General features: G+C 66.7%; 27 protein-coding genes. 17 read left to right on the top strand and 10 right to left on the bottom strand.

The features are described 5' to 3' along the window. The first annotated feature begins 3 nt into the window (after window positions 1–3). From C8J44_RS13355 to C8J44_RS13340, 4 genes are read left to right on the top strand one after another with little or no spacing between them, the layout of a single operon-like run. Complete coding sequence (locus C8J44_RS13355) at window positions 4–900, top strand: tetratricopeptide repeat protein (protein ID WP_121904924.1); 897 nt, start codon at window positions 4–6, stop codon at window positions 898–900. Continuing rightward, the gene (locus tag C8J44_RS13350; protein WP_056064511.1) at window positions 897–1,538 is read left to right on the top strand and encodes an LON peptidase substrate-binding domain-containing protein; all 642 of its coding nucleotides are present in this window, start codon (window positions 897–899) and stop codon (window positions 1,536–1,538) included. The genes C8J44_RS13355 and C8J44_RS13350 overlap by 4 nt, the downstream gene beginning before the upstream one ends. Then, the gene (locus tag C8J44_RS13345) at window positions 1,535–1,726 is read left to right on the top strand and encodes a Trm112 family protein (RefSeq protein WP_121904923.1); all 192 of its coding nucleotides are present in this window, start codon (window positions 1,535–1,537) and stop codon (window positions 1,724–1,726) included. The genes C8J44_RS13350 and C8J44_RS13345 overlap by 4 nt, the downstream gene beginning before the upstream one ends. Further along, window positions 1,723–2,337: a DUF2238 domain-containing protein gene (locus C8J44_RS13340; RefSeq protein ID WP_056053866.1), complete on the top strand. Its 615-nt coding sequence runs from the start codon at window positions 1,723–1,725 to the stop codon at window positions 2,335–2,337. Before C8J44_RS13345 ends, C8J44_RS13340 begins: the two co-directional genes overlap by 4 nt. Here C8J44_RS13340 and C8J44_RS13335 read toward each other — a convergent pair. Then, complete coding sequence (locus tag C8J44_RS13335) at window positions 2,327–3,541, bottom strand: UbiH/UbiF/VisC/COQ6 family ubiquinone biosynthesis hydroxylase (protein ID WP_121904922.1); 1,215 nt, start codon at window positions 3,539–3,541, stop codon at window positions 2,327–2,329. The genes C8J44_RS13340 and C8J44_RS13335 overlap by 11 nt on opposite strands. 143 nt (window positions 3,542–3,684) lie before the next feature. Between C8J44_RS13335 and C8J44_RS13330 the strand changes: the two genes are divergently transcribed. The 6 genes from C8J44_RS13330 to C8J44_RS13305 all read left to right on the top strand — a co-directional run bounded on the left by C8J44_RS13330 (window position 3,685) and on the right by C8J44_RS13305 (window position 11,116). After that, window positions 3,685–5,997: a DNA translocase FtsK gene (locus C8J44_RS13330; RefSeq protein WP_121904921.1), complete on the top strand. Its 2,313-nt coding sequence runs from the start codon at window positions 3,685–3,687 to the stop codon at window positions 5,995–5,997. Window positions 5,998–6,209: 212 nt separating this feature from the next. After that, complete coding sequence (locus C8J44_RS13325) at window positions 6,210–7,595, top strand: carbohydrate porin (RefSeq protein WP_121904920.1); 1,386 nt, start codon at window positions 6,210–6,212, stop codon at window positions 7,593–7,595. A gap of 219 nt (window positions 7,596–7,814) precedes the next feature. Beyond that, complete coding sequence (locus tag C8J44_RS13320; protein WP_056053857.1) at window positions 7,815–8,444, top strand: outer membrane lipoprotein carrier protein LolA; 630 nt, start codon at window positions 7,815–7,817, stop codon at window positions 8,442–8,444. 337 nt (window positions 8,445–8,781) lie between these two features. Further along, complete coding sequence (locus tag C8J44_RS13315; RefSeq protein ID WP_121904919.1) at window positions 8,782–9,564, top strand: exodeoxyribonuclease III; 783 nt, start codon at window positions 8,782–8,784, stop codon at window positions 9,562–9,564. Next, the gene (gene ribA, locus C8J44_RS13310; RefSeq protein WP_121904918.1) at window positions 9,561–10,607 is read left to right on the top strand and encodes a GTP cyclohydrolase II; all 1,047 of its coding nucleotides are present in this window, start codon (window positions 9,561–9,563) and stop codon (window positions 10,605–10,607) included. Before C8J44_RS13315 ends, ribA begins: the two co-directional genes overlap by 4 nt. A 29-nt stretch (window positions 10,608–10,636) precedes the next feature. Further along, window positions 10,637–11,116 (top strand): YdcF family protein, encoded by a 480-nt coding sequence (locus C8J44_RS13305; protein WP_259466921.1) that lies wholly within the window; start codon window positions 10,637–10,639, stop codon window positions 11,114–11,116. 210 nt (window positions 11,117–11,326) lie between these two features. Here the strand turns inward: C8J44_RS13305 and C8J44_RS13300 are convergent, their stop codons facing one another. Together C8J44_RS13300 and C8J44_RS13295 are read right to left on the bottom strand one after the other, a co-directional pair. Continuing rightward, window positions 11,327–12,001, bottom strand: a complete 675-nt coding sequence (locus tag C8J44_RS13300) for an HAD family phosphatase (protein WP_121904916.1) — start codon at window positions 11,999–12,001, stop codon at window positions 11,327–11,329. Next, window positions 11,998–12,672, bottom strand: coding sequence for a YggS family pyridoxal phosphate-dependent enzyme (locus C8J44_RS13295; RefSeq protein ID WP_121904915.1), 675 nt, complete (start codon window positions 12,670–12,672; stop codon window positions 11,998–12,000). Before C8J44_RS13295 ends, C8J44_RS13300 begins: the two co-directional genes overlap by 4 nt. Window positions 12,673–12,694: 22 nt before the next feature. Here C8J44_RS13295 and C8J44_RS13290 point away from each other — a divergent pair, with 22 nt between their 5' ends. Next, the gene (locus C8J44_RS13290) at window positions 12,695–13,255 is read left to right on the top strand and encodes a thiamine phosphate synthase (protein ID WP_259466861.1); all 561 of its coding nucleotides are present in this window, start codon (window positions 12,695–12,697) and stop codon (window positions 13,253–13,255) included. 79 nt (window positions 13,256–13,334) lie between these two features. On the opposite strand, the gene C8J44_RS13285 is transcribed toward C8J44_RS13290, so the two are convergent. Further along, window positions 13,335–14,042: a hypothetical protein gene (locus C8J44_RS13285; RefSeq protein WP_183128779.1), complete on the bottom strand. Its 708-nt coding sequence runs from the start codon at window positions 14,040–14,042 to the stop codon at window positions 13,335–13,337. Between the two features lie 313 nt (window positions 14,043–14,355). Between C8J44_RS13285 and C8J44_RS13280 the strand changes: the two genes are divergently transcribed. Genes C8J44_RS13280 through holA form a run of 4 tightly spaced genes read left to right on the top strand, consistent with a single transcriptional unit; the run spans window position 14,356 to window position 19,028 of the window. Continuing rightward, window positions 14,356–14,787, top strand: a complete 432-nt coding sequence (locus C8J44_RS13280; RefSeq protein WP_056053843.1) for a DUF3576 domain-containing protein — start codon at window positions 14,356–14,358, stop codon at window positions 14,785–14,787. Between the two features lie 10 nt (window positions 14,788–14,797). Next, window positions 14,798–17,485 (top strand): leucine--tRNA ligase, encoded by a 2,688-nt coding sequence (gene leuS, locus C8J44_RS13275; protein WP_121904913.1) that lies wholly within the window; start codon window positions 14,798–14,800, stop codon window positions 17,483–17,485. Further along, complete coding sequence (gene lptE, locus C8J44_RS13270; protein ID WP_056053836.1) at window positions 17,482–18,012, top strand: LPS assembly lipoprotein LptE; 531 nt, start codon at window positions 17,482–17,484, stop codon at window positions 18,010–18,012. The genes leuS and lptE overlap by 4 nt, the downstream gene beginning before the upstream one ends. Next, window positions 18,009–19,028 (top strand): DNA polymerase III subunit delta, encoded by a 1,020-nt coding sequence (holA, locus tag C8J44_RS13265; protein ID WP_121904912.1) that lies wholly within the window; start codon window positions 18,009–18,011, stop codon window positions 19,026–19,028. Before lptE ends, holA begins: the two co-directional genes overlap by 4 nt. A gap of 306 nt (window positions 19,029–19,334) precedes the next feature. On the opposite strand, the gene C8J44_RS13260 is transcribed toward holA, so the two are convergent. From C8J44_RS13260 to C8J44_RS13235, 6 genes are read right to left on the bottom strand one after another with little or no spacing between them, the layout of a single operon-like run. Beyond that, on the bottom strand, window positions 19,335–20,234 hold the full coding sequence (locus C8J44_RS13260) for a ParB/RepB/Spo0J family partition protein (RefSeq protein WP_121904911.1): 900 nt from the start codon (window positions 20,232–20,234) through the stop codon (window positions 19,335–19,337). Next, on the bottom strand, window positions 20,231–21,013 hold the full coding sequence (locus C8J44_RS13255; protein ID WP_055874932.1) for a ParA family protein: 783 nt from the start codon (window positions 21,011–21,013) through the stop codon (window positions 20,231–20,233). Before C8J44_RS13255 ends, C8J44_RS13260 begins: the two co-directional genes overlap by 4 nt. Beyond that, window positions 21,010–21,630 carry a 16S rRNA (guanine(527)-N(7))-methyltransferase RsmG gene (gene rsmG, locus C8J44_RS13250; protein ID WP_121904910.1) on the bottom strand — a complete coding sequence of 207 codons (621 nt, stop codon included), beginning with the start codon at window positions 21,628–21,630 and terminating at the stop codon, window positions 21,010–21,012. Before rsmG ends, C8J44_RS13255 begins: the two co-directional genes overlap by 4 nt. Continuing rightward, a complete protein-coding gene (gene mnmG, locus C8J44_RS13245) occupies window positions 21,627–23,462 on the bottom strand; it encodes a tRNA uridine-5-carboxymethylaminomethyl(34) synthesis enzyme MnmG (RefSeq protein WP_121904909.1) in 1,836 nt (611 codons plus the stop codon). Before mnmG ends, rsmG begins: the two co-directional genes overlap by 4 nt. A 54-nt stretch (window positions 23,463–23,516) precedes the next feature. After that, a complete protein-coding gene (gene mnmE / locus C8J44_RS13240; RefSeq protein ID WP_121904908.1) occupies window positions 23,517–24,794 on the bottom strand; it encodes a tRNA uridine-5-carboxymethylaminomethyl(34) synthesis GTPase MnmE in 1,278 nt (425 codons plus the stop codon). Window positions 24,795–24,801: 7 nt separating this feature from the next. After that, the gene (locus C8J44_RS13235) at window positions 24,802–25,035 is read right to left on the bottom strand and encodes a DUF6489 family protein (RefSeq protein ID WP_056053820.1); all 234 of its coding nucleotides are present in this window, start codon (window positions 25,033–25,035) and stop codon (window positions 24,802–24,804) included. A gap of 56 nt (window positions 25,036–25,091) precedes the next feature. Between C8J44_RS13235 and C8J44_RS13230 the strand changes: the two genes are divergently transcribed. Continuing rightward, complete coding sequence (locus C8J44_RS13230; protein ID WP_121905454.1) at window positions 25,092–25,562, top strand: methylated-DNA--[protein]-cysteine S-methyltransferase; 471 nt, start codon at window positions 25,092–25,094, stop codon at window positions 25,560–25,562. Beyond that, complete coding sequence (locus C8J44_RS13225; protein WP_121904907.1) at window positions 25,559–26,260, top strand: dienelactone hydrolase family protein; 702 nt, start codon at window positions 25,559–25,561, stop codon at window positions 26,258–26,260. The genes C8J44_RS13230 and C8J44_RS13225 overlap by 4 nt, the downstream gene beginning before the upstream one ends. The last annotated feature ends 14 nt before the right edge of the window (window positions 26,261–26,274 follow it).

Below are 26,274 nucleotides of genomic sequence, written 5' to 3'. Positions count from 1 at the left end.
GGAATGTCCCCCGCGGAGAAGGACGCCGTCGAGGCGTTCCGTCGCGACGTCGTCGAACCGTCGATGACCAGCCTCGTGATCATCGATTTCTGGGCCGAATGGTGCGGGCCGTGCAAGGCGCTGACGCCGACGCTGGAGAAGGTCGCCGCCGATTACGCCGACAAGGGCGTCGTGCTGGCGAAGGTCGATACCGACAAGAACCAGTTCATCGCGGCGCAATTCCAGATCAAGTCGATCCCCACCGTCTATGCTATGTTCCAGGGCCAGCTGGTCGCCGACATGACCAGCGCGCGCACCGAATCGCAGTTGCGCGTGATCCTCGACCAGTTGCTCAAGCAGCTGCCGATCGAAGCCAGCGCAACCGACGCGGCGCCCGACGTCGAGCCGTTGATCGCGATCGGCGAAGAGGCGCTCGCGGCCAATGACGGCGAGCGCGCGCTAGGGATTTTCCGCGAGATCGCCGAGATCGCGCCCGAGCATCCGCAGGTGCATGCCGGCTTCGTTCGCGCGCTGGTCGCGACCGGGCAGCTCGACGAGGCGACGGACTGGTTGGCGAATCTCGATCCGGCGATCGCCAAGGACCCGGCGATTACCCGCGCGCAGGCGGCGCTTGCACTCGCGCAGTCGGCCCCCCCGGTCGCGGACCTGTCGCCGCTGCTGGCCGCGGTCGAGGCGAACCCCGACGATCTGCAGGCCCGGTTCGCGCTCGCCAATGGCCAGATGGCCGCGAACGACCGCGATGCGGCAACCGACACGTTCCTCGGCATCATCGCCACCGAGCGCGACTGGAACGAGGGCGCGGCGCGGACGCAGTTGCTGAAATTGTTCGAGGTCGTCGGGCTCGAAGACCCGTGGGTGTCTGGACAGCGACGCCGCCTGTCTGCGATCCTGTTCGGATGACCACCGAGTCCGCCCCTCCTCGCGCCACCACGCGGCTGTCGATCTTCCCTCTGCCGGGCGCGCTGCTGTTCCCCGGCATGCACCTGCCGCTGCACATGTTCGAGCCGCGCTATCGGGCGATGATCAGCGATGCGATGGCGCGCGACCGGCGGATCGGGATGATCCAGCCGCGGGGCGGACCGCATGACGACGCGGATGCGCTGTACGACATCGGCTGCGTCGGCAAGATCGCTGAGGTCGAGGCTCTGGATGACGGCCGCTACAACGTCGTGCTGGAAGGCATTGCGCTGTTCCGTATCGTCCGCGAGCTCGACGTGACGACCGCATTCCGCCAGGTCGAGGCGGAATTGCTGCCGTTGATCGAGGACGACGCGCTGTCGCTCGGCCGGCGCTCGTCGCTGGAACTGGAGTCGCGGCGGTTCGCGGACATGCAGGGCTATGCGGTCGACTGGGATGCGGTCGGCCGGCTCGACGACGAGAGCCTGGTCAACGGCATCGCCCAGATCGCACCGTTCGACGCAGCCGCGAAACAGGCGTTGCTCGAGGCGCCGGACATCGAGCAGCGCGCCGAGCTGATCATCCAGCTGATGCAGTTCTTCGGCCGGCATGACGGCGACGAATCGGTGACGTTGCAATGAGCGCGCTCGATCCTTGGCTGCTCGAACGCCTCGTATGCCCGATGACGCGAACGCCGCTCCGCTATGACCAAGCAGCAGGAGAACTGATCTCCGACGCGGCCGGCTTGGCGTATCCGATCCGCGAGGGCGTGCCGGTCATGCTGGTCGAGGCGGCCAGACGAATCGACGCAACCGCGCCCAACGTATGACGTCGACCGACCGCCGCCTTCCAATACTGGGCGCGGTCTGGGCGGTAGGGCTATTGGCCTCGGGTTGGTCGCCGGCGGACCGCGCAACATGGTGGATGGAGGTCGCGCCCGTCCTGCTTGCATTTCCCGTACTGGTCGTCCTGCGCCACCGGTTTCGCTTCTCACATCTCGCGCTGGCGTTGATCATGCTGCACGGCTTGGTGCTGATGCTCGGCGGTGCCTACACCTACGCCCGCGTCCCGATCGGTTTCGCGGTGCGGGACTGGTTGCATCTCGCGCGCAATCCCTATGATCGGTTCGGGCACCTGATGCAGGGGTTCGTGCCCGCGATCGTCCTGCGCGAGATCCTCATCCGGACCGGCAGTATCGCGTCGCGCCGACTGCTGACGGTCACCGTCCTCGCCTACTGCCTGTCGGTCAGCGCCTTGTATGAACTGATCGAGTTCGGCGCCGCCGTCGCGCTCGGCCAAGGCGCGGACGCGTTTCTTGGGACGCAGGGCGATCCGTGGGATACGCAGTGGGACATGCTGATGTGCCTAATCGGCGCTATATTCGCGTTGGTCCTGCTATCGCGCGTTCACGACAGGCAGATCGCCCGCCTCAGACCTTGAGGCCCTGTAACAGCTTGGGCAGATCGCCGCTTTCACCGCGTGCTTCGGCCATGAAGCGGTCCTTCAGCGGCGGGATCACGTTGACCGCGCTGATGCCGAAGCGGCGGACCGCGCTGGCGGTCTTGCCGGGGAGGCCGAACAGGCGAGTGAGCGTGTCGGTGGCCGCCGCGGTCATGAACGTGTCGAGCCCGCGCCAGCGCTGGTAGCGCGCGAGCAGCGCCGCATCGCCGAGGTCGAGGCCGAGGCGCTTGCCCTCGACCAGTACCTCGGCGAGCGTCGCGACATCGCGGAAGCCCAGGTTGAGGCCCTGCCCGGCGATCGGATGGATGCCGTGACCGGCGTCGCCGACCAGCGCGAGCCGCGTGTCGGTGATACGCGCGGCGTGGTGGAAACCGAGCGGATAGGACGCGCGCGGCGTCGCCATCGACAGCGCGCCGAGAAAACCGCCCATGCTCTTCTCCACTTCCGCCAGGAACGCGCGGTCGCCGAGCTTCAGCATGCCGGGCGCGTTCTTCGCGTCGACCGTCCAGACGATCGCCGAGCGATGGCCATCGGCATCATCCGGCAGCGGAAGCAGCGCGAACGGGCCGCTCGCGTAGAAGATCTCGTACGCGACATCCTCGTGCGAGCGTTCGTGGTGGAACGCGGCGATGATCGCGGTGTGCTCGTACGACCAGCGCGCGATCGTGATCCCCGCGGCCTCGCGCGTCGGCGAGTTGCGGCCCTCCGCGGCGATCAACAGCGGCGCGCGAATGACGTCGCCCGAGTCCAGCGTGGCGGTGACGCCCGATTCGACACGGTCGACCGAAGTCGCGCGCGTCTGCATGCGGAGGTCGACATGCGGCGCGGCGGTCGCGGCGTCGAACAGCGTGCGGCGGAGCAGCTTGTTCTCGTACATCGTGCCGAGCGCGCCATCGTCTGCGGCGGGGACAAAATCGAGCGCGCCCGGCTCCAGCCCGTCGCTGACCCGGATCTGGCGGATCGCACAGCCCTGCCCCGCCAGTGTCGCACCGATGCCGATCGCGTCGAGCATGCGGTGGCTTGCGCTCGCGACCGCGGACGCGCGGCCGTCGAAGCCGGGCGCCAACGTTACCGCGGGGTCGGCGGGGTCGATCACGATCGTCGAGATGCCGTGCACGTCGAGCGCCACGGCGAGCGTCGCGCCGACCAGCCCGCCACCGAGGATGATTACATCTGTGTCCATGGTCGCGCTTTATCCCGGTAGCCGGTCGCTGCCAACGACGATCCGGGCGCAGCTTAACCCGTGTTGTCGCGTGGTTACCTTGACGTTGAGGCCGCCCGGCGCGATGCATTTCCGCATTACACTGCAACTGGAGAATACGGGTCATGGCCAGCCGCGCGCAGCCAGCCTTGTGGCGTGAGACGGTGAAGGCGGGCGCCGTCCGCAGCGGCGCGCTGATCGCGGCGATCGCGTTGTTCGTCGGGACGCTGCTGATGGCGCTGGCGCTGGCGAGCTATCACCCGAGCGACGCGGCGCTCAACACTGCGTCGGGCGCCTATCCGGACAATCTGGTCGGCCCGCCGGGCGCGTGGTTCGCCGATATCGCGCTCACCCTGTTCGGGCCGGCGGTCGCGCTGTTGCTGCCGATCGGACCGATCCTCGGCATGCGGCTGTGGCGCGATCTGCCGCTCGGCCACTGGCTGCGAATGGTGCGCGGCGCGGCGATCGGCGTCGCGCTGATGGCAAGCGCGCTGGCGTTCGTGTCGGGCACCTCGGTATTGGCACTGCCTGCCGGATGGGGTGGGATCATTGGCTTGTCCGTCGCGAGCGCCGTGCATTGGGGACTGAGCTTCGTCGGTCAGCCGGTTGCGGAACTCTGGATCGCCCGCGCGATTGGGCTGGTCGCCGCGATTGCGGGCGCGATCGTCTGGGGCAAGAGCATCGAGATCGATCTCGGCGAGCGCAAATGGCGCCTTCCCCGCCGCAATCGCACCGAGGCGCTCGGCTATGACGGCTTTGCGGAGATCGACGAGGACGACGACGAACCGCTGACTTTGACTCGCAAACCGGTCGAGCCGCGTGCAGTGGCTGAGCCGGACCCGCGCCCCGCTCCCGTCATCGCGGACCGCCAGAACGCGCCGTCGCAGGCGAAACCCAAGGAGCGCCAATCGTCGCTCGACCTGCGCGATAATTTCACGCTGCCGAGCCTCGACCTGCTGACGCCGTCGCCGCCGAGCCAGGGCAATGTGATCGACAAGGCCGGGCTGGAGCGCAACGCGCGTTTGCTCGAGAACGTGCTCGACGACTTCCACGTGAAGGGATCGATCATCGAGGTCCGGCCAGGTCCGGTCGTGACGATGTACGAGTTGGAGCCCGCGCCCGGCATCAAGGCTAGCCGCGTGATCGCGCTCGCCGACGATATCGCGCGCAACATGTCGGCGATCTCGGCGCGCGTCGCAGTGATCCCAGGGCGCAACGTGATCGGTATCGAGCTGCCGAATGCGCGGCGCGAGGCGGTGAGCCTGCACGAACTCGTCGGCAGCCAGACGTTCGAGGACCAGTCGGCGCAGTTGCCGATCATCCTCGGCAAGAACATCGCGGGCGATTCGGTGATCGCCGATCTCGCGCCGATGCCGCATCTGCTGGTCGCGGGCACGACCGGCTCGGGCAAGTCGGTCGGCCTGAACAGCATGATCCTGTCGCTGCTCTACAAGCTGACGCCGAACCAGTGCCGGATGATCATGATCGATCCGAAGATGCTCGAACTGAGCATGTACGACGACATCCCGCACCTGTTGTCGCCGGTCGTAACCGACCCTGCCAAGGCAGTGCGCGCGCTGAAATGGGCGGTCGAGACGATGGAGGATCGCTATCGACAGATGTCCTCCGTCGGCGTGCGCAGCCTCGCCGGCTTCAACGACAAGGTGCGCGGCGCGAAGGCCAAGGGGCAGCCGCTCGGGCGGAAGGTGCAGACGGGGTATCACCCGGATACCGGCGCGCCGATGTACGAGGAGGAGAAGCTCGAATACGACGTGTTGCCGCAGATCGTGGTGATCGTCGACGAGCTCGCCGATCTGATGATGACTGCGGGCAAGGAGGTCGAGTTCCTCATCCAGCGGCTCGCGCAGAAGGCGCGCGCGGCGGGCATCCATCTGATCATGGCGACGCAGCGGCCGTCGGTCGACGTCATCACCGGCGTCATCAAGGCCAATCTGCCGACTCGGATCAGCTTCCATGTGACGTCGAAGATCGATTCGCGCACCATTCTCGGCGAGCAGGGCGCAGAGCAGCTGTTGGGCAAGGGCGACATGCTCTACATGCCCGGCGGCAAGGGCATCGTTCGTGTCCACGGGCCGTTCGTGACCGACGACGAAGTGCGGCTGGTGGCGGATCACTGGCGCTCGCAGGGGCTGCCGGATTATATCTCCTCCGTCACCGAAGAGCCCGAGGAGAGCTTCGCGCTGGAAGGATCGCCGACCGGTGAGGATTCGGCCGAGGACCAGCAGTATCGCCAGGCGATCCAGCTGGTCTGCGAGTCGCAGAAGGCCTCGACCTCGTGGCTCCAGCGCCAGTTGCGGATCGGGTATAATTCCGCCGCGCGGTTGATCGAGCGGATGGAGAAGGACGGCATCGTCGGTCGGCCGGATCATGTCGGCCGCCGCGAAGTGCTACGCGATACCGAGGGGCATGCGATCTAGCGCTGCCCGCGCAGTCGTTCGCTCTCGCTGTTCACTCGCGAACGCGGGGGTCCAGGAACCAAGAACGATATCGCCTGGAACCCTGGGGTCCTGCCTTCGCGGGAGAACTGGGAGGGGCGCCCTTCACCAAGTGACGCGCGCAGACCGGGGTTTCGATCAGCCGACGCCCGGTATACGGGGTTGATACAAGTTACAAAAAACAGGTGGGCGTAATGCAGTATCGGCGGTTGTTTGCGGCAGCGGTGGCGCTCGCCCTACCCGGTCAGGTCTCCGCGCAGGACATCGCCAAGCAGACCCCCGGCAGCACCGCCACCGACACGCAGCATCGCCCGCGCGCCGGCGTCCGCCGCGACAGCGATCTCTCCCCGTCAGCGCTGACCGCCGATACGCGGCGCACCCCGCCCCCCGGTTTGTTCGCAGACTGGTTCGACATCCGCAAGCGCCTCGCGGATCGCGGTGTCGGTGTCAGCGCTCGCTATGCCTCGGAAAGCGGTTATAATTTCTCGGGCGGCGACCGGAAGCTGTTGCGCGAGACAGGCCAGTTCGATGTCGGCGTACTGCTCGATCTCGACAAGGTCGTGGGCCTCAAGGGCGGTGCGTTCCAGGCGACCGTCACCTATCGCCGTGGCCGCGATCTCGGCGCGGACGCCAATCTCGGCGTGCTGCAGCAGGTCCAGGAAGTATACGGCCGCGGCCAGACCGTCCGCCTCACGCAATTCTGGTACGAGCAGAAGATCGGTGAGAAATTCGAGATCAAGGCGGGCCGGACCAACCCTGGCGAGGATTTCGCGGTCTTCTCCTGCTATTTCCAGAACCTCAGCTTCTGCGGCGCGCAGCCTGGTAATCTGGTCGGCGATTACTGGCAGAACTGGCCGGTCGGGCAATGGGGCGCGCGCCTGCGCTACGACGTCAACGATCATCTGACGCTGAAGACCGCCGCCTACGAGGTGAACCCGCGCAATCTCGAAAAGGCCTTCGTGATCGGCCGGTTCCACGGCGCGACCGGCGCGCTGATCCCGGTCGAGGCGGAATGGCATCGCGGCGATAACGATGGCCGGGTCGGCGCATACAAGCTCGGCGGCTGGGTCAACACGTCCAACGGCGACGACGTGTTCTACGATGTGAACCGCCAGCCGATCGCGATCACCGGGCTCGAACCCCTTCGCCGCAGCGCGCGCTACGGGGTGTATTTGAATCTCCAGCAACAGGTCACCGGCACGTCGAAGGACGGCAAGTCGGTCACCGGGCTCAGCGTCTTCCTCAACGCGACGCAGGCCGACCGCGCGACCTCGACCACCGATAACCAGATCGCCGCCGGGCTGTTCTACAAGGGGCTGGTGCCGTGGCGGCCGGGCGACATCCTCGGCTTCGGCGTGGCGCGGACCAACGTGAACGGGCGCGTCGCGAAGGGCGAGGCGCTCGATCCGACGCGGCCTGCGGTGCAGGATGCGGAATATGCGTCGGAGATCTATTACAGCGTGCATCCGACCCGGTGGCTCGAATTGCGGCCCAATGTGCAGTTCATCCACAATCCCGGTGGCGTGCATGACGCGAACGACGTCGGCGTGTTGGGTATGAAGGCCGCTATTACGCTGTAAAGCGCTGACACTCTGTGTTGCCGGTCCCAGCCCCGTCATCCTGACAAAAGTCAGGATCCAGAGCAAAGCAGGACGATCCCTCACCACCCTGGATCCTGACTTTCGTCAGGATGACGGACGGAGGGTAGAGATGACGGACAGGGTTCGATGCGGAGCGCTCGACGAATTCAGTGGCGGTTCAAGCGCGCGCGGGCAACGGTCCGCGCCAAGGAGAATTCGATGTTCAATACCCGCCCCGCGGTAATCGCGACGATCGCCGCTTTGTCCGTCGCCGCCGTGCCCTCGCCGATCGCCGCGCAGGCGACCGGTGATCTGGCCGCCGTGCAGAAATCCCTCCAGGCAATGGAGACGATGACTGCCGATTTCTCGCAGGCGGATCGCAACGGCAAGGTGCTGACCGGCGTGCTGACGCTGAAGAAGCCCGGCAAGATCCGTTTTCAGTACCAGAAAGGCGTACCGATCCTGATCGTCGCGGAGGGCGGCGCGCTGACCTTCATCGATTACTCGGTGAAGCAGGTGCAACGTTGGCCGATCAAGAACTCGCCGCTGGTCGTATTCCTCGATCCGTCGCGCGATATCACGCGTTATGCCAAGCTCGTACCCGGCTATGATCCACGGATCATATCGGTCGAGGTGAACGATCCCAAGCATCCCGAGACCGGCAAGATCACACTGGTATTCGTGCGGAGCGCGAGCGCCCCCGGTGGACTGATGTTGCAGGGTTGGGTTGCGCTCGACAGCCAGAACAACCGCACGACCGTCAGGCTGACCAACCAGAAATTCGGCGTTCCGGTCAGCGACAATACCTTCCGCTGGAACGATCCGCGCCGCACGGGTGTAAGAAAGTAGCATAAAATCGGTGTCATTCATGCAAGCGACAGGTTCGGCCTCCTAGAGAGTGGCCTGCGGATGTGGGGCATTCGGGATTTTTCCCCCTGTTGCCCGGATGGTTTCCCCATTTCTTGCCTGCGTGACGAACGCTGAGTTGGCCCTCGCTCCATGCCCCCGGAGCGGGGGTCTTTCGCGTAGAGCGGCAGGAAGACCGCGTCTTCATGACTTGCTCAAGCGCGGCCGACGAGCGATAGCTCGGTCGACGACAGCGGCTTTGCCGATGGCGCCTTCTCCCTTCTTTTGAAGCCCGCACCGCTTCCTTGTCCCCACTCCCCCGCAACGCTACATCGCGCTCGTGAAGATCGTCTCCTGGAACATCAACTCGGTCCGTTTCCGGATCGCCATCGTCGAACAGTTTCTGCGCGACGAGCAGCCCGACATCCTGTGCCTGCAGGAGACGAAGGTCGTCGACGGCGACTTCCCGCTGGAGGCGTTCCGCGCGCTCGGCTACGAGCACATCGTCCTGCACGGCCAGCGCATGCACCACGGCGTCGCAATCCTCAGCCGCATACCGATCGTCGAGGACGACCGCTTCGACTGGCAGGCGAACAGCGAAGCGCGTCACATCGGCGTCCGGCTTGAGAACGGCGTCCGGCTCGAGAACGTCTACGTCCCCGCCGGCGGCGACCTCCCGAACCGCGATGTGAACCCCAAATTCGGTCAGAAGCTCGACTTCATCGAACGTATGACGACCTGGTCCGAAACGCTGCCAGGCCCCACCATCTTGGTCGGCGACTTCAACATCGCCCCGCTCGAATCCGACGTATGGAGCCATAAGCAGTTGCTCGATGTCGTCAGCCACACTCCCATCGAGGTCGAGGCGCTCGGCAAGTTGCAGGCGGCGGGCGACTGGGTCGATCTCGGCCGCCGCTTCCACCCCGCTCCCGCGCGCCTGTTCACCTGGTGGAGCTACCGCGCCAAGGATTGGGCGGCGGCGGATCGTGGCCGCCGGCTCGATCACATGTGGGCGACCGGTGCCGCGGCCGAAGCGGCGGTGTCGCACCACGTCTACGAACGGTGCCGAAGCTGGCTCAAGCCGTCCGACCACGTCCCGATCATGACCGAGTTCGCGTTTTGAGTAATCCCCGTGCCGCCGCCCGCGCGGTCGACGCGTTGCGACGTGGCTGGCCGATCGCGATCGACGGGCTGGTGCTGCTCGCGGTGGAGACGGCGGATGCAGAGCGGTTGGCCGCGTTCGATCCCGAAGCGAATGGTGGCGTCCTGATCTCGTCGGGCCGCGCGGCAACGCTGAAGCTCGCGAACCAGCTCGCCGCGGCGGACCCGACCGAACCCGTGCTCGTCGATCGCGCACCCTGGATCGACTTCGCCGCCGCGACCGCGCTGGCCGATCCGCAGTTCGACCTGGCGACTCCGTTGAAGGGTCCGTTCCGCACGCTCCCGGTGACCGACCCCGAAGCAGCCGCCGCGGCGTTACGTCTCGCGAGGATCGCCGGACTGCTCCCCGCCTTCTTCCTTGGCACCGGCGAACCCGAAGTCCGCATAACCACCGCGGACATCGACTCACACGAAGACGCGAACCGCCTGACGCTCGCGGCACGCGCGCGGCTTCCGGTCGAGGGCGCGGAGGATGCGGAGATCGTCGCGTTCCGTAGCCCCGAAAGCGCAGACGAGCACATCGCGCTGCTGATCGGCCAGCCCAACGGCCAGCCGCCGCTGGTCCGCCTCCACAGCGAGTGCCTGACGGGCGACGTGCTGGGCAGCCTCAAATGCGACTGCGGGCCACAGTTGCACGCCGCGATCCACGCAATCCAGCATGGCGGCTGGGGTATCCTGCTCTATTTGCGCCAGGAAGGCCGCGGAATCGGCCTGGTCAACAAGCTGCGTGCCTACGCGTTGCAGGACCAGGGCTTCGATACGGTCGACGCGAACACGCGGCTTGGCTTTGCGGTCGATGCGCGCGATTTCGGGGTGGCGGCGCGGATGCTGACGCTGCTCGGCCAGCGCGAAGTGCGGTTGCTGACCAACAACCCCGCCAAGGTCGCCGGGCTCGAGGCCGCGGGCGTGACGGTGATCGAGCGCGTACCGCATTTCCTGCCGTCGAATCCGCACAACGCGCAGTATCTTGCGACCAAGCGTGACCGCACGGGCCATCAGTTCTGACCGATATCCCACCCTCAAGACGCTTGATCGTGGTGTTCGGCGCGGCTGTTCGTCCCGATGGCAGCCCGAGTCCTACCCTCTCCCGTCGCATCGCGTTCGCGGCGGCGGCGGCGGCGCGCTACGTCGATGCGGACCTGTTCTGCTCCGGCGCGCAGGGCACGCATGGGCCTTCGGAAGCGTCGGTGATGGCCGATGTGCTGGCCGAGACAGTCGACCGGTCGCGGATCCACCTCGACGAGACGAGCATCGATACGCTGCAAAGCGTCGTTGCGGCGACCGCGTTCGCGCGCGCGGGCCAGTATGCGCAGTGCATGATCTGCACCGACGGCTATCACCAGCCGCGTATCCGCATGTTGTTCGCGATGCTCGGCATGCCCGCGAGCGCTATCCACGTGCCGCATGGCGGGAGCCGGCGGTATCAGCTCAAGATGCGCACGCGGGAGGTGGCGGCGATCCCGTATGATCTGGTCGCGGGGATCGGCGCGGTCTGGCGACGGAAGCGGGGGTAGCGGTCGCCGTGGACGCGTTGAGTTTGCGCATTCCTCGAACGAGGCCCCCCCCGGCGAAGGCCGGGGTCCAGTCGGGAAGGACGATGTAACGAAGGTCCGTCCGCCGTCATTGCCGTTCCCCAACTGGACCCCGGCCTTCGCCGGGGGGGTGTGGCTATCGGAGCGGAATACTGGCTGGCTTGTCCCTGACTTTCAGAACCGGGGTCTAGCTTACCCGATCAACCGCGCCACGTCGTCGAAACTCTCCGCCAGCGCGTCCACACCGATCGCCTTCAGCCGCGCGCCATGCTCGGCATTGCAGTGCGATCCTGCCGACAAGCCTATGACGTAACCGCCAGACGCTACAGCCCCAGTCGCCCCCACCGGCGAGTCTTCAAGGATCGCCGTTCCCGCGATATCGACGCCAAGTTGCCGCGCGCCGAACAGGTAAAGGTCAGGCGCCGGCTTCCCGTTCGTCACATGCTCACGCCCGCTATAGAGATGGTCGCCGAACGCATCGCGCAGACCGATATGCTCCAGATGACGCGCGATCCACGAGACCGGGCTAGACGACACGATCGCCTTGGGCAGGTCGGCAGGGAGCGAGCGGACGAACGCCACCGCGCCCTCGATCGCATCGACACCGACCGCCATCACGCGCTCGTCCTCGGCCTCCCGCGCGGCGTAGAAGTCATCGGTGAGCGGCCTCCCGATCCAGCGCTCGACCTCGTCGATGAACTGCGGCCCGGCGAGCCCCATGAAGTTCGCCATCGACTCGTCGGCAGTGGTCGGGTGACCCGCAGCGGTAAGCCACTCCGCGATGTGGCGGTTGCCGACGGCTTCGCTGTCGATCAACACGCCGTCGAAGTCGAACAGCAGCGCGTCGAACCGGATCGCAATACTCATGCGCCCGTCCCCCGTGCGCCAAACAGCGCGCTGCCGATCCGGACGTGAGTCGCGCCGATCGTCACCGCGGTCTCGAAATCGTCCGACATGCCCATGCTCAGCCCCGTCAGCCCGTGATCGCGCGCGAGCTTTGCCAGCAGCGCGAAATACGGCGCCGGCTCGATGTCCGCGGGTGGCAGGCACATCAGCCCGGCGATCGGCAAACCCGCAGCGCGCGCCTGTTCCACCAGCGCGGGCAGGTCGGCGATCGCGCAGCCACCCTTTTGCGGTTCGTCGCCGATGTTGACCTGGAGGAAGCAGTCCGGCCGGCGATCGCTCGCCGCCATCGCCTTCCCCAGCGCGGCGACCAGCGACGGGCGATCGACCGCATGGATGCAGTCGAACAGCGCCACCGCCTCGGCTGCCTTGTTAGACTGGAGCTGCCCGATCAGGTGCAGTTCGACGTCGGGATACGCCGCACGCAACCCCAGCCACTTCTCGGACGCTTCCTGCACACGGTTTTCGCCGAACACACGCTGGCCCTCGGCGAGCAGCGGCTCGATCGCTTCGACCGGATGCGTCTTGGAGACCGCGATCAGTGTCACATCGTCCTCGCGGCGATCAGCGATCTCTGCGGCCTTGGCGATCCGGGTGCGAATGGCCTGCAATTTGGTGGTGTCGTCAGCAATCATGCGGCGCGCTATAGGCAGCGGCGTGGCTCGTCGTAACCCCATTCCCGCGCGCTGGCTGATGACCGACGAGCGGATGGGCGACGCGCTCTGGCCGGCGCTGAGGCGATTGCCGCCGGGATCCGGAGTAGTGTTCCGGCATTATGCCACGCCCGAGCGGGAACGGCGGGCGCTGCTGCGGAGGGTCAAGCGCATCGCACTTTCGCGGCGGCTAGTCGTCGTGGTGGCCGGAAAGTCTATGATCGCGGCCGACGGCGTGCATGGTCGGGCACAGACTCACGGGATCAGAACCTGGCCAGCGCATTCGAGAAGCGAGGCCTTGGCTGGCAAGCGCGCCGGAGCAGCTGCCCTGTTCGTGTCGCCGATCCACGTCACCCGATCGCACCAGGGTGCGGCCGGCATCGGCTCGGCTCAGGCTATGCGGATCGGACGAGGACTCGGGATACCACTGATCGCGCTCGGCGGAATGAACGAGTCGCGCTGGCGGCGCATCCAGCGGTTCGGCTTCCACGGCTGGGCCGCGATAGATGCCTGGATGCCTACAGTGCGCCGTCATCCTGACGCGAGTCAGGATCCAGTGCCATGAGACGGAGCGATCAGTAACCCTGGGTCCTGACTTTCGTCAGGATGACGGGAAAGGCGTCGAGCATCGCTCCGCCGGACGCTTAGAAGCGGAAGGCGGTGCCCAGATACACGGCCTGGCTGTCGCGGCGGTCATCGTCGACCTTCACGAAGCGCTCGCGGTCCGACCGATAGCGCACGCCCGCGGTCACCGCGAGGCTGCGCGTCAGGGCGTAGGAGCCGCCGACATCGACCGAATAGCTCGGCGCTTCCTCGACGAGGTGCGGTGCGTTGGCGAGCGGACGGTCCGCCACGGCCTTCACGGTGCCGCTGAACTTCTTCGCGCTATAGCTCACCGCGAGGTCAGCCGCTTCACGCCCACCCGGCATCGCGCCGAGGTCTAGCTTGTTCACGTCGCCCGAGATCGCGAACCGCTTCCAGCCGACCGACATGCCGAGGTTATACGCGATCGGCGCAATACCGACGGTCGGCGTGGTCGAAGCAAGGCTGGCCGTGTTCGCAACACCGCGGTTGGTCTGCGCACGCACCGCGACGGTCACCGCACGGTTATCCTGGCGCGTTTCGGCAGGCGTAAAGCGGAAGCTGCCCGCGTCGAAGCCACCGCGCGCGAACATCGCGGCAAGGCGGGGGTCGGCGGCGGCGGGGGTGAACGATCCGATACCGCGAACCGCGGCGACGTTGTGCTTGGCGATCCGGGCGGGCTGTTCGCTGGCGCCGAAGGCAGGCGCGACGATTGCCGCGGTGGCGACAAGCGCCCCGGCAACCACCCCGAAAATTCCCCCACGCGTCATCACAACGAATCTGTCCTTCGAATCCCGTAATCGGATCCTCGTGAAACTGCGTCTATCACGAATTGATCCACCGCAAAGGCCGCAGACCCGGCGGATTGCCCTCTTCGTCGCTGATTTGTCGGACAGTGTTGCAATCAGCACACAGATCGCTGCGTTAGCGCTACCGGATCGGTCGTAACCGACTCGTTTTGCCGCGCGAATATCGTCCCGTCCAGCGCTCGCTCAGCCCTATGGCTGGGATACCCGCGTCTGCTTGCGGGCACGCGGGCTCGCCTGTAGAGCAAGGGCTGATTTTCTTGCCAGGATGATGCCCATGTTTCGCCGCTCGCGTATCGCAGTCGTGCTGTTTGCCCTGCCTCTCGTCGCTTGCGGCGGCGGATCGGCGCGTCCCAAGGCGGATCTCGCCGCGTCGAAGATCACGACGATCGGCGTGAACAGCTACCTGTGGCGCGCGAGCCTCGACACGCTCGGCTTCATGCCGCTGCTCCAGACCGACTCCAATGGCGGCGTGATCGTCACCGACTGGTACATCAATCCGCAGACGCCGACCGAGCGCATGAAGGTCACCGTCTCGATCCTCGACCAGGATCTGCGCGCCGATGCGCTGCGCGTCGCCGCCCTTCGCGAAGTCAACCGCAACGGCCAGTGGGTCTCGTCGCCGGTCCAGGCCGCGACCACGCAGAAGCTCGAGGACATCATCCTGACCAAGGCTCGCGACCTGCGCCGCGCCTCGATCGCGGGCTGAGGACACAATAATGGCGTCGCGTTTCAATGCGTTGAAGGCGGACGCGGCGTGGCAGAAGGTCTGGGACGAGCGCAAGACGTTCGCCGCGGACGACCTGTCGACCAAGCCGCGCTCGTACGTGCTCGAGATGTTCCCCTATCCGTCGGGGCGCATCCACATGGGGCATGTCCGGAACTACACGATGGGCGACGTGCTCGCGCGGTTCCGTCGGATGAAGGGCATGGAAGTGCTCCATCCGATGGGCTGGGACGCGTTCGGCATGCCCGCCGAGAACGCGGCGATGGAAAAGGGCGTGCATCCGGGCAACTGGACGCGCGCCAACATCGCGACGATGAAGGCACAGCTGAAGCGCCTGGGCTTCGCGCTCGACTGGACGCGCGAACTGGCAACGTGCGAGCCTGAATATTACGGCCACGAACAAGCCCTGTTCCTCGAACTGTTCGCGGCGGGGCTCGTGTATCGCAAGGAATCGGCGGTCAACTGGGATCCGGTCGACATGACCGTGCTCGCCAACGAGCAGGTGATCGACGGTCGCGGCTGGCGCTCGGGCGCGCTGGTCGAGCGGCGGAAACTGTCGCAGTGGTTCCTGAAGATCACCGACTTCGCCGACGAACTGGTCGACGGCTTGGGCGCGCTCGAGCACTGGCCCGACAAGGTCAAGCTGATGCAGGAAAACTGGATCGGCCGCAGCCAGGGCCTGCAGTTCAAGTTCGCACTCCTCCCCGGCACGGGGAGGGGGACCGCCGGCGAAGCCGGGGGTGGAGGGGGCGCGCCACATACGGCAGCGCCCGTTGACAGCCCCCTCCCCCATCCTGCGGATGGTCCCCCTCCCCGTTCCGGGGAGGAATTCGTCGAGGTCTTTACCACCCGCCCCGACACGATGTTCGGCTCCAGCTTCGTCGCCGTCGCCGCCGATCACCCGATCGCGCGCGCCATCGCCGAAACGAACCCCGACGCCGCGGTCTTCATCGAACTCTGCAAGCGCGGCGGCACCACCGCGGCGGAACTCGACACGCAGGAGAAGCTCGGCTTCGACACCGGCATCCGCGCGGTGCATCCGCTCGACAAGACGTGGCACCTCCCCGTCTACATCGCCAACTTCGTGTTGATGGAATACGGTACCGGCGCCGTGTTCGGCGTGCCCGCACACGACCAGCGCGATCTCGATTTCGCGCGCAAATACGATCTGCCCGTCAAGCGCGTCGTCAGCGAAGGCGATGACGAGGCCCCCGTGTTCGTCGGCGACACCGCCTGGACCGGCGCCGGCACCATCGTGAACTCGCACTTTCTCGACGGCATGGATATCGAGGACGCCAAGCGCGTCGTGATCGAGCGCGCCGAGGGCGAAGGCTGGGGCAAGGGCACGACCGTGTTCCGCCTGCGCGACTGGGGCGTCAGCCGCCAGCGTTACTGGGGCACGCCGATCCCGATCATCCACTGCGACGCATGCGGCGCGGTGCCGGTGCCGAAGGACCAGCTGCCGATCGTGCTGCCCGAGGACGTCAGCTTCGACATCCCCGGCAACCCGCTCGATCGCCACCCGACCTGGAAGCACGTCCCCTGCCCGTCCTGTGCAGGCCCTGCCCGGCGCGAGACCGATACGCTCGACACGTTCGTCGATTCGTCGTGGTATTTCATCCGCTTCGCCAGCCAGCCGGACGCCAAGCCGTTCGACCGGACGGGCGCGGAGAAGTGGCTGCCGGTCAACCAGTATATCGGCGGCGTCGAGCACGCGATCCTGCACCTGCTCTACGCCCGCTTCTGGACGCGCGCGCTGAAGCATATCGGCATGCTCGATATCGCCGAGCCGTTCGCCGGGCTGTTCACGCAAGGCATGGTCACGCACGAGACGTATAGCCGAGGCGACGCCGGCGACGCGCAGCCGGAGACCGACGACGACGATTCGAGCGACGCGCCGGTGAAGACGAAGTGGCTGTCTCCCGACGAGGTCCGCAAGACCGATGCAGGGTATATCGAGATCGCGACCGGCGGCCCCGTGACGGTCGGTCGCGTCACGAAGATGTCGAAATCGAAGAAGAACACCGTCGATCCCGAGCCGATCGTCGACCAGTATGGCGCCGACGCGGTGCGCTGGTTCGTGCTCTCCGATTCGCCCCCCGAGCGCGATCTCCCCTGGAGCGAGTCCGGCATCGAAGGCGCGTGGCGGTTCGTCCAGCGTCTCTGGCGCCTGATCGAGTCCGACGACGCCGCCAAGGCGGAAGGCGACGACATCGCCTTGCGCAAACTTTGCCACCGCACGACGGTAGGTATTGAGAGCGATATCAATGCCTTGCAGTTCAACAAGGCCGTCGCGCGGCTCTATTCGTTGTGCAGCGCGATCGAGAAGGCAGCGCCCTCCGCAGACCGCGAACAGGCGATCCGCACGTTGCTGCTGCTCGTCAGCCCAATGGTCCCGCACGTCGCCGAAGAAGCCTGGGCGATCGCGGGCAACGACGGCCTGATCGCCGACGCCGCGTGGCCGATCGTCGATCCGGCGATGCTGGTCGACGACGAGGTCACGATCGCGGTGCAGGTCAACGGCAAGCTGCGCGACACGCTCGTCTTCCCCAAGGGCGCGCCCAAGGACGAGGTCGAAGCCGCCGCGCTCGCCTCCGAGAAGATCGTCCGCCTGCTCGAGGGCAAGCCGCCCCGGAAAGTGATCGTCGTGCCCGACCGTCTCGTGAACATCGTCGCATGAAGCGCCTAGCGATCCTCGGCGCGCTCGCGCTGGCCCCCGCGCTGTCCGGCTGCGGCCTGCACCCGCTCTATGCAGGCGGCAGCAGCGGTCCGGTCGCCGGTGCGCTCGGCCAGGTCGAGATCGCGCCGATCGCGGGCAAGAACGGCTGGCTGATGGCCACCGCGCTGCGCGATCGCCTGCCCTCGAACGGCGCACCGGCGCTCTACCGGATCGACATCCGCCTCGACGACGCTATCAGCGGCCTCGGCGTCCGCACCGACGACAGCGTCTCGCGCGAACGTCGGACTCTGCGCGCGCGCTATCAGCTCGTGCGGATCGGCGACAACTCGGTGCTGCTCGACGCGACCGCGGGGTCCGACGCCGGCATCGACGTCGTCCGCTCGGAATATGCGACGATTGCGGCCGAGAACACCGCACTCGAACGCCTGTCGCAGATCGTCGCCGACCAGATCGTCGCGCGCGTTGCTCTGTATGCGCGCAACACGCCTGCGGTCGCCGCAGCGCAGGCGACTACGCCCGCCAAGTGAAGGCCAGCGCCGGCCAGATCCGTGGTGCGCTGGCCAAACCGGGCGGCGACATCCGCCTGTACCTGCTCCACGGCCCCGACGAGGCCGGCGCCAGCGACCTCGCCCGCGTGCTTGCCAAGGCGATGGGCGCGGATGCCGAGCGCGTCGATCTCGACGGCTCCACGCTCAAGAGCGACCCCGGCCGGCTGACCGACGAAGCCGCCTCGCTGTCGCTATTCGCCGGCGCAAGGTTCGTCCGCGTCGCGTCGGCAGGGGAGGAAAGCCTCGAGGCGTTCAGCAACCTCCTCGCGGCCGAACGCGTCGGCAACCCGGTAGTCGCGATCGCCCCTACGGTCAAATCCACCGCCAAGATCGTCAAGCTCGCGATCGACTCCCCGCGCGCGATGGCGTTCGCCTGCTACGCCCCAACCACGCAGGACGCCGAACGCCTCGCGACGACGATCGCGAGCGAGAACGGCCTCCGCCCCGCCCCCGGCGTCGCCCGCCGCCTGGTGGATACGACCGGCGGCGACCGCGCCGTGATTTCGCGGGAGATCGAGAAGCTCGCGCTGTACCTCGACGCGGCACCCGATCGGCCTGCGGACCTCGATCACCACGCGCTCGATGCGGTCGGTGCAGACCTCGGCGATGCGGAAATGAGCCGCGCGATCGACGCCGTTATCGAAGGCCGGGTCGACGATCTCGGCGCCGAACTCGCCGTGCTCGAAGAAGCCGGCACCTCGCCGATCCCCTGGCTCCGCCAACTCGTCCGCCGCCTGATCGCGCTCGCCGACATGCGCGGCGAAATCGACCGCGGCGAAGCGGTCGACGCAGTAATGAAACGCCACCGCGTGTTCTTCAAGGAAGAGGCCAGCACCGCGCGATCGCTCCGCCGCTGGACCCCAACAATGCTCGCCACCGCGATCCAGCGCGTCCGGACCGCCGAGCGGGCGATCATGGCATCGGGAAATGCTGGCGGTGTGGTGGCGGAAGCGGCCGTGGTGGCGCTATCCCAAGCGATCGCCAGGCGAAACTAACCCGCAACCGCAACCGCAACTGCAACCGCAACCGCAACCGCATTCGCGTCTGCCCGCTTCCCGCCTCCCAACACCCCCTTCCGTCATCCCGGCGCACGCCGGGACCCATGGATAGGGTGCGATCACTAACGAAGCGGACCGCAACCGTGGGTCCCGGCTTCCGCCGGGATGACGGAGATTAGTGGTCCTACCTCCCCCTTCCCCCGTTCGTCCTGAGCGAAGTCGAAGGATGGTCCGGTACGCAGGTGCCTCGACTTCGCTCAGCACGAACGGGCCGGGGGTAATTGGCTCAGGTTGGCCCGCGTCCTAGATCGCTCCACCCGTAAGCCGCTGACAAACCATATCAAGCTGGTCGAGCGTCGAGTAATTCAACGTCAACGTCCCCCCAGTCTCGGTATGCGCCACTCGGACCTGCAACCCGAGCAGATCCGCCAACTGTCGCTCCAACGCCGCAATATCCGCATCCGGCACCCGAGGCTCGGACGCCCCACCGCCACTCCGGCTCCGCCCAGGCTTCGCATCGCGCGCCAGCTTCTCGGTCTCGCGCACCGACAGCCCACGCGACACGACCTGATCCGCCAGCGACTCCACGTCGGGCGACCCGAGCAAAGCCCGCGCATGCCCCATCGACAGCGAGCCATCGACCACCTGCGACTGAACCTGCGCCGGCAATTCGAGCAGCCGCAGCAGATTAGCCACATGACTGCGCGACTTGTGGACGATCTTGGCGAGCACCTCCTGCGTGTGGCCATACTCGCCCGCCAGCCGCTGATAGGCCTGCGCCTCTTCGATCGCGTTGAGATCCTCGCGCTGGATGTTCTCGATCAGCGCGATCTCGAGCGTCTCGGCATCGTCGAAGTCGCGGACGACGACCGGCACCTCGTGCAGACGCGCACGCTGCGCCGCCCGCCAGCGCCGCTCACCCGCGACGATCTGGAAATCATGCCCATGCGGCCGCACGACGATCGGCTGGATCAGCCCGCGCGACGCGATCGACGCGGCCAGCTCGTCGAGCATCGCCTCGTCGAAATGCCGCCGCGGCTGATCGGGATGCGGCGACAGCGAACTGACCGGCAGCATCCGCACGCCCGATGATTGCGGGGCCGACGCGCCATCGGCGGACACCGGCGTCTCGCGCGCCATCTCGCCAAGCAGCGCGTTGAGGCCCCTGCCTAACCCCGGCCGGCCGCGCTTGTTCTCGCTCATGCCGCGGCCTGCGCGGTAGCGGGAAGCCGGCCGATCAACTCACGCGCGAGCGCGATATACGCCTGCGACCCCGAACACCGATGATCGTAGATCAGCGCGGGCAACCCGTGGCTCGGCGCCTCTGACAGCCGCACGTTGCGCGGGATCACCGTCTCGAACACGACCTTGCCCAACACGGCGCGAACGTCCGCCGAGACCTGGTCGGTCAACCGGTTCCGCCGATCGAACATCGTCAGCGCCACCCCCAAGATCGACAGCCCGGGATTGAACCGCTGCCGGATGCGCTCAACCGTACTCAACAACTGCGACAACCCTTCAAGCGCGAAAAACTCGCATTGCAGCGGCACCAGCAGCGAGTCCGCCGCGACCATCGCGTTGATCGTCAGCAGCCCGAGCGATGGCGGGCAATCGATCAGCGCGATATCCCAAGGACCCTGTGCCGCCTTCACCGCGCGATCGAGCCGGTGCGTGCGCGCGTCGAAATCGACCAGCTCGATCTCCGCGCCCGACAGGTCGACCGTCGCCGGGACGATATCGAGGCGCGGCACGCGCGTGTGCACTACCGCTTCCTCGATCGACGTCTCGCCGACCAGCACGTCGTAGCTCGATCGCTCGCGCTGCGAATGGCCGATGCCGAGCCCGGTCGACGCGTTGCCCTGCGGATCGAGGTCGACCAGCAACACACGCATCCCCGTCGCGGCGAGCGCGGTCGCGAGGTTGATAGCGCTGGTGGTCTTGCCCACTCCGCCCTTTTGATTGGCGACCGCGATGGTGATCATCGCGCGCTTACCCGATCCAGAACCACGATCGACGACTCCGGGTTCGTGACGCTTTGTTCCACGTGGAACATAAACCGCCAATGCTGCTTGAGCGCGGCCAGCTCCTCCTCGTCGAAACGCCCCCGAGGAAGCAACCACCGCGTCTCCGTTGTGGCGCAGTGCGCCGCGCCACGCAAAAGGTTTTGCAATGATGCCACCGCGCGAGCGGAAATGATCGACGCATCCGCGGTCGCATTCTCGACTTTCGATGCGTGAACCCGGACCTGCTCGCCAAGCCCAAGCCGAGCGACACACAGCTGGAGGAAGTCCGCACGTCGACGACGCGGCTCGACCAGATCGACCGGCCCCTCGCGAACCAGCGCGACGACCATACCGGGAAACCCCCCGCCGGTGCCGATATCGAGCCATCGCTTCGCCGACGTATCCGCCCCCGCAAGCGCAACCAACTGAAGCGAATCCACCACATGCCGATCCCAGATCGTCGGGATCGTCGACGGTGCGATCAGGTTCTGGTGCGGCGCTTCCTCGACGACCATCGCCACGAACGCGTTCAAGCGCTCGGTCGCCTCTGCCCCGAACCGCTCGGTCGTCCAGCTCTGTGCGTTGTCTTCGGTCATGCTGGCACTCGTTTCGTATGCAATAATACCGCGGACAACGCCGCCGGTGTGATCCCCCGCACCCGCGCGGCCGCGGCCAGCGAAGTTGGCCGCGCAGCACTCAGGCGATCGATCATCTCGTTCGAAAGGCCGGGCACGCGGTCATAGGCAAGGTCTTCCGGCAAACGGATCGCCTCGTCAGCCCGCAACCGCGCGACCTCCTGCGCCTGCCGCTCGATATATGGAGCGTAGCGCGCGTCCTCTAACACTTCGTCAACGACAGCCGCCGGGATCCCCGCCGCCGCATCCGGCGCGACATGCGCGAGCTTGACCCCCTCAAACCGGAGCCAGTCGAACGCAGTCCGCCGCGCACCATCCCGACCGATCGCAACACCCTGATCGGCCACATGGGTCGCAGTCCGCTCCCCGTCGAGCGCTGATCGGAAGCGGGCCCGATCCTCGGCCAAAGCATGCTGATGCGCCAGCCGCTCGGGTCGAAGACACCCCGCAGCCGCCGCGATCCCACCCAGCCGCGTCTCGGCATTATCCGCGCGCAACGACAACCGGAACTCCGCCCGCGCCGTGAGCATCCGATACGGCTCGGTCACTCCTTGCAGCGTGAGGTCGTCGATCATCACCCCGAGATAGCTCGACGCCCGATCAAGTATCACCGGCGCCAGATCGCACGCATACGCCGCCGCGTTGAGCCCAGCGACGAGCCCCTGCCCCGCCGCTTCCTCATACCCGGTCGTGCCATTGATCTGCCCCGCGCAGAACACCCCCTCGATGGCACCCAGCGCCAACCGCGTATCGAGCGCACGCGGATCGATATAATCATATTCGACCGCATAGCCGGGCGTCGTCATCGTCACGCGCTCGAGCCCGGGAATGCTAGCCAGCATCGCCGCCTGAACCTCGGCCGGTAGCGACGTCGACAACCCATTTGGATAGACCGTCGCATCATCGAGCCCCTCGGGTTCGAGGAAAACCTGATGCCCGTCGCGGTCGCCAAATCGATGAACCTTGTCCTCGATCGACGGACAGTAACGCGGCCCCGCCGCCTCGATCACACCGGTGAACAACGGCGACCGATGGAATGCCTCGCGAATGATCGCATGCGTCCGATCGGTCGTGCGGGTGATGGCGCACGCAATCTGCGGGAGCGGACGAGCACGGGTCATCGGCGACATCGTCCAGGGATCGAGGTCCGACGGCTGCTCGGCAAGTGCACCCCAGTCGATCGTGCGCCCATCGAGCCGCGGTGGCGTCCCCGTCTTCAGCCGCGCCATCGGCAGGTCCCGCGCGCGCAACTGGTCCGCGAGTGGCTTGGCGGCACGCTCGCCGATCCGGCCCCCTTCCTCGCGGTCATCCCCCCGGAAGATACGTCCGCCGAGGAACGTGCCGGTCGCCAGCACGACCGCTCGTGCCGCCACGATCGAGCCATCCGCCAGCACGACACCCGCCACGCGATCGCCGTCAAAATGCAACGCCGTAGCCTCGCCCTCGACGATCGACAGCCCTGCCGTGGCCGCAAGCATCGCCTGGATAGCACCGGAATAAAGACGGCGATCGGCCTGGATCCGAGGCCCCTGCACCGCCGAACCCTTGCTGCGATTGAGCATCCGATAGTGGATCGCGGCAGCATCGGCCGCGCGTCCGATCAGCCCGTCGAACGCGTCAACCTCGCGAACCATGTGCCCCTTACCGAGCCCACCGATCGCCGGATTGCACGACATCGCTCCAATATGCGCGGCGTCGAACGACACGAGCGCGGTACGCGCCCCCCTCCGCGCCGCCGCAGCTGCGGCTTCGGTTCCGGCATGGCCACCGCCAACCACCACTACATCGAACATGTCACGGCCGTAGAACGCCGCGACCGACGCGTCAAAGATGTTCCACGTGGAACATCACTTCCCGATGCAGAATCGTCCGAATAGCGCGTCGAGCATCTCCCCGGTCGCATTGAGCCCCAGCACGCCAGCAAGGATCGCGCGGGCCTGTCGAAGGTGTTCCGCTACGATAAGCGCGTCCGAGCTTCGATACCGAAGAGCCTCGACCGCCGCAGCGCACTGCCGGCGCTGGTGTTGCTTCAATGCGATCTCATCGCCACGGGGCAGCATCGCAATCGCTCGCCGATGCAGTTCACCCCAAAGGGCATCGAGCGATTCCCGGTCGGTCTGCGAGACCGCTAATGTCCGACCAGACGGCAACTCTCCCCGCCCCGGCAGATCGGCGCGCGCATGAATCCAGATCGCATCGGCGCGGGGCGGCGCGGTATCGGCCAGCCACATCACGATGTCCGCCGCGGCGAGCGCGCCTTCCGCACGCGTGACGCCGATCGCCTCGATCGGGTCCAGCGTATCGATCAAGCCCGCAGTGTCGGTCAGCACATAGGCGACACCGTTCCGCATCACCGGAACGTCGATCCGGTCGCGTGTTGTTCCCGAGATCGGCGAGACGATCGCCGCATCGCGCTCGCCGAGCAGGTTGAGCAACGTCGACTTGCCGCTGTTCGGCGGACCGCCAATGACGACGCGCAGGCCGTCCTTGAGCCGCTCCACCGGCGGGGCGTCGACCACCGCCTCGATCTGCGCGGCGAGTGCGGCGATCTCCGAGACGATCGCGTCGAACGCCGCAGTATCGCTCGCCACATCGTCCTCATCGGCGAAGTCGAGCATCGCCTCGATCCGCGCGGACAGCATCGCGACCGTGTCCATCCAGCCGCGCACGGCCTGGCTCACCCGCCCCTCCGCCGCCGTCATCGCCGCGACACGCTGGCTCTCGGTTTCGGCTTCGAGAAGATCGGCGAGCCCCTCCGCCTCGGTCAGGTCAATGCGGCCATTGGTCAGCGCGCGGCGGGTGAACTCACCGGGTTCGGCATGACACAGGCCGGGCATTACCGACAACACATGCTCAACTGCCGCGATCACCGCGCGACCACCGTGGCAATGAAACTCGACCAGGTCTTCGCCGGTCGCCGTCGCGGGTCCCGGAAACACGATCACCAGCGCGCGATCGAGCAACGCCCCATCGGTGTCCCGCAGTCCTCGGAGGCTGGCATAGCGCGGCGCCGGCAATGGTCCTGCCAGCATCTCAGCCGCAGCAAACGCCTCGGGGCCGCTTACGCGAACGACAGCGATCGCCGCTGGCGGCCGTCCGCTCGATACCGCGAAAATCGTCTTCACGGGAAGCTCAGCCGCTTTTCGTCGCGCTGTCGAACAGGCGCTTCCACATCGCCATTCCCGCCTCGCCCATCGGCTGCCAGCCGCGCATCATCGATTCGAGCATTTCCGGCTTCATCTGGCCGTCTGGGATCGCCTCCATCATCATCGCGATATAGCGGTCGTGGATCGGCGTCAGGTCGGGCAGCCCGACTGCGCGGCGCGCTTCCTCGGGCGTGCATTCGATCTCGATATTCATCTTCATGTGACGCACCCTCGATGACGCTTGAGCGGTCCATCGCGGCGCTGCATAGCGGGGGAATGTATGCGCGCGATGCCGCCTCGATCGCAACGCCTATCGGTCTGGTCCGCGTGACCGGCACCGGGGACCGGATCGACGCGATCGATATCGGCGTGGAGGATGGTTCGACCAGCGGCGCCCCCGCGATCCTTGAAGCACTCCGCCAGCTCGACGCGTATTTCGCCGGACGACTGACCGTGTTCGACCTGCCCCTCGCACTCTCCCCTACCCCGCGCGGTGCCGACCTTCGCCAGGCGATCGTCGACATCGCCTACGGCACCACGGCCAGCTACGGCGCGCTTGCCAAGGCGATCGGCTCCAGCCCGCGCGCCATCGGCCAGGCGTGCGCGCGCAATCCTTTTCCGATCATCGTCCCCTGCCACCGAATCCTTGGAGCCGGCGGAGCGCTTGGTGCGTACTCCGCGGGGGAAGGCCCGATCACCAAATCCCGGCTGCTCGACCACGAGCGGCCGCCAGGAGGACTGTTATGACGAACACTACCAAGATCGCCACGCTCGCAGGCGATGGCGAATTCACCGCGTATCGCGCGACCCCGGCAGGCACGCCAAAGGCCGCGATCGTCGTGATCCAGGAGATCTTCGGCGTGAACGCAGGGATCCGCCGCAAGTGCGATACGCTCGCCGAAGCCGGCTATCTCGCGATCGCCCCCGACCTGTTCTGGCGTCTGGAGCCGGGCATCGAACTCGACCCGGACATCAAGCCCGAGTTCGACCGTGCGCTCGAACTGATGGGCCAGTTCGACCAGGACAAGGGTATCGCCGATATCGAAGCGAGCATCCGCGCGGTCCGGTCGGAACTCGGTGACGACGCAAAGGTCGGCGTGGTTGGCTACTGCCTCGGCGGGCGCCTGGCGTTCATGACCGCGGCGCGGACCGACGTCGATGCGAGCGTCGGCTATTACGGCGTCGGGATCGACGGCCTGCTCGGCGAAAAGCACGCGATCGCACACCCGGTGCTGCTGCACGTGCCGGAGGAAGATCACTTCGTCGACAAGGATGCGCAGGCGGCGATGCACGCCGGGCTCGACGATCACCCCAAGGTGACGATCTACGACTACGCGGGCGAGGACCACGGCTTCGCGACCGAGTTCGGCGAGCGGCGCTCGGATGCATCGGCCAAGCTGGCAGACGAGCGTACGGCAAAGTTCTTCGCGGAGAACCTCGCCTAACCAATCTCTTCGTC

The sequence above is a fragment of the Sphingomonas sp. PP-CE-3A-406 genome, assembly GCF_003688625.1.
Classification (GTDB): domain Bacteria; phylum Pseudomonadota; class Alphaproteobacteria; order Sphingomonadales; family Sphingomonadaceae; genus Sphingomonas.
Note: the sequence above shows the minus strand (reverse complement) of the source record. Positions and strands in the feature narration are given on the sequence as shown.

Coding starts and splice junctions, on each gene's coding strand:
- lptE (WP_056053836.1), top strand. CDS start 17,482: ATGAAGCGCCTAGCGATCCTCGGCGCGCTCGCGCTGGCCCCCGCGCTG.
- C8J44_RS13355 (WP_121904924.1), top strand. CDS start 4: ATGTCCCCCGCGGAGAAGGACGCCGTCGAGGCGTTCCGTCGCGACGTC.
- C8J44_RS13330 (WP_121904921.1), top strand. CDS start 3,685: ATGGCCAGCCGCGCGCAGCCAGCCTTGTGGCGTGAGACGGTGAAGGCG.
- C8J44_RS13255 (WP_055874932.1), bottom strand. CDS start 21,013: ATGATCACCATCGCGGTCGCCAATCAAAAGGGCGGAGTGGGCAAGACC.
- C8J44_RS13280 (WP_056053843.1), top strand. CDS start 14,356: ATGTTTCGCCGCTCGCGTATCGCAGTCGTGCTGTTTGCCCTGCCTCTC.
- leuS (WP_121904913.1), top strand. CDS start 14,798: ATGGCGTCGCGTTTCAATGCGTTGAAGGCGGACGCGGCGTGGCAGAAG.
- C8J44_RS13325 (WP_121904920.1), top strand. CDS start 6,210: ATGCAGTATCGGCGGTTGTTTGCGGCAGCGGTGGCGCTCGCCCTACCC.
- C8J44_RS13235 (WP_056053820.1), bottom strand. CDS start 25,035: ATGAAGATGAATATCGAGATCGAATGCACGCCCGAGGAAGCGCGCCGC.
- mnmG (WP_121904909.1), bottom strand. CDS start 23,462: ATGTTCGATGTAGTGGTGGTTGGCGGTGGCCATGCCGGAACCGAAGCC.
- C8J44_RS13260 (WP_121904911.1), bottom strand. CDS start 20,234: ATGAGCGAGAACAAGCGCGGCCGGCCGGGGTTAGGCAGGGGCCTCAAC.
- C8J44_RS13335 (WP_121904922.1), bottom strand. CDS start 3,541: ATGGACACAGATGTAATCATCCTCGGTGGCGGGCTGGTCGGCGCGACG.
- C8J44_RS13225 (WP_121904907.1), top strand. CDS start 25,559: ATGACGAACACTACCAAGATCGCCACGCTCGCAGGCGATGGCGAATTC.
- C8J44_RS13340 (WP_056053866.1), top strand. CDS start 1,723: ATGACGTCGACCGACCGCCGCCTTCCAATACTGGGCGCGGTCTGGGCG.
- C8J44_RS13230 (WP_121905454.1), top strand. CDS start 25,092: ATGTATGCGCGCGATGCCGCCTCGATCGCAACGCCTATCGGTCTGGTC.
- rsmG (WP_121904910.1), bottom strand. CDS start 21,630: ATGACCGAAGACAACGCACAGAGCTGGACGACCGAGCGGTTCGGGGCA.
- C8J44_RS13295 (WP_121904915.1), bottom strand. CDS start 12,672: ATGATTGCTGACGACACCACCAAATTGCAGGCCATTCGCACCCGGATC.
- C8J44_RS13285 (WP_183128779.1), bottom strand. CDS start 14,042: ATGACGCGTGGGGGAATTTTCGGGGTGGTTGCCGGGGCGCTTGTCGCC.
- C8J44_RS13300 (WP_121904916.1), bottom strand. CDS start 12,001: ATGAGTATTGCGATCCGGTTCGACGCGCTGCTGTTCGACTTCGACGGC.
- C8J44_RS13320 (WP_056053857.1), top strand. CDS start 7,815: ATGTTCAATACCCGCCCCGCGGTAATCGCGACGATCGCCGCTTTGTCC.
- C8J44_RS13350 (WP_056064511.1), top strand. CDS start 897: ATGACCACCGAGTCCGCCCCTCCTCGCGCCACCACGCGGCTGTCGATC.
- C8J44_RS13345 (WP_121904923.1), top strand. CDS start 1,535: ATGAGCGCGCTCGATCCTTGGCTGCTCGAACGCCTCGTATGCCCGATG.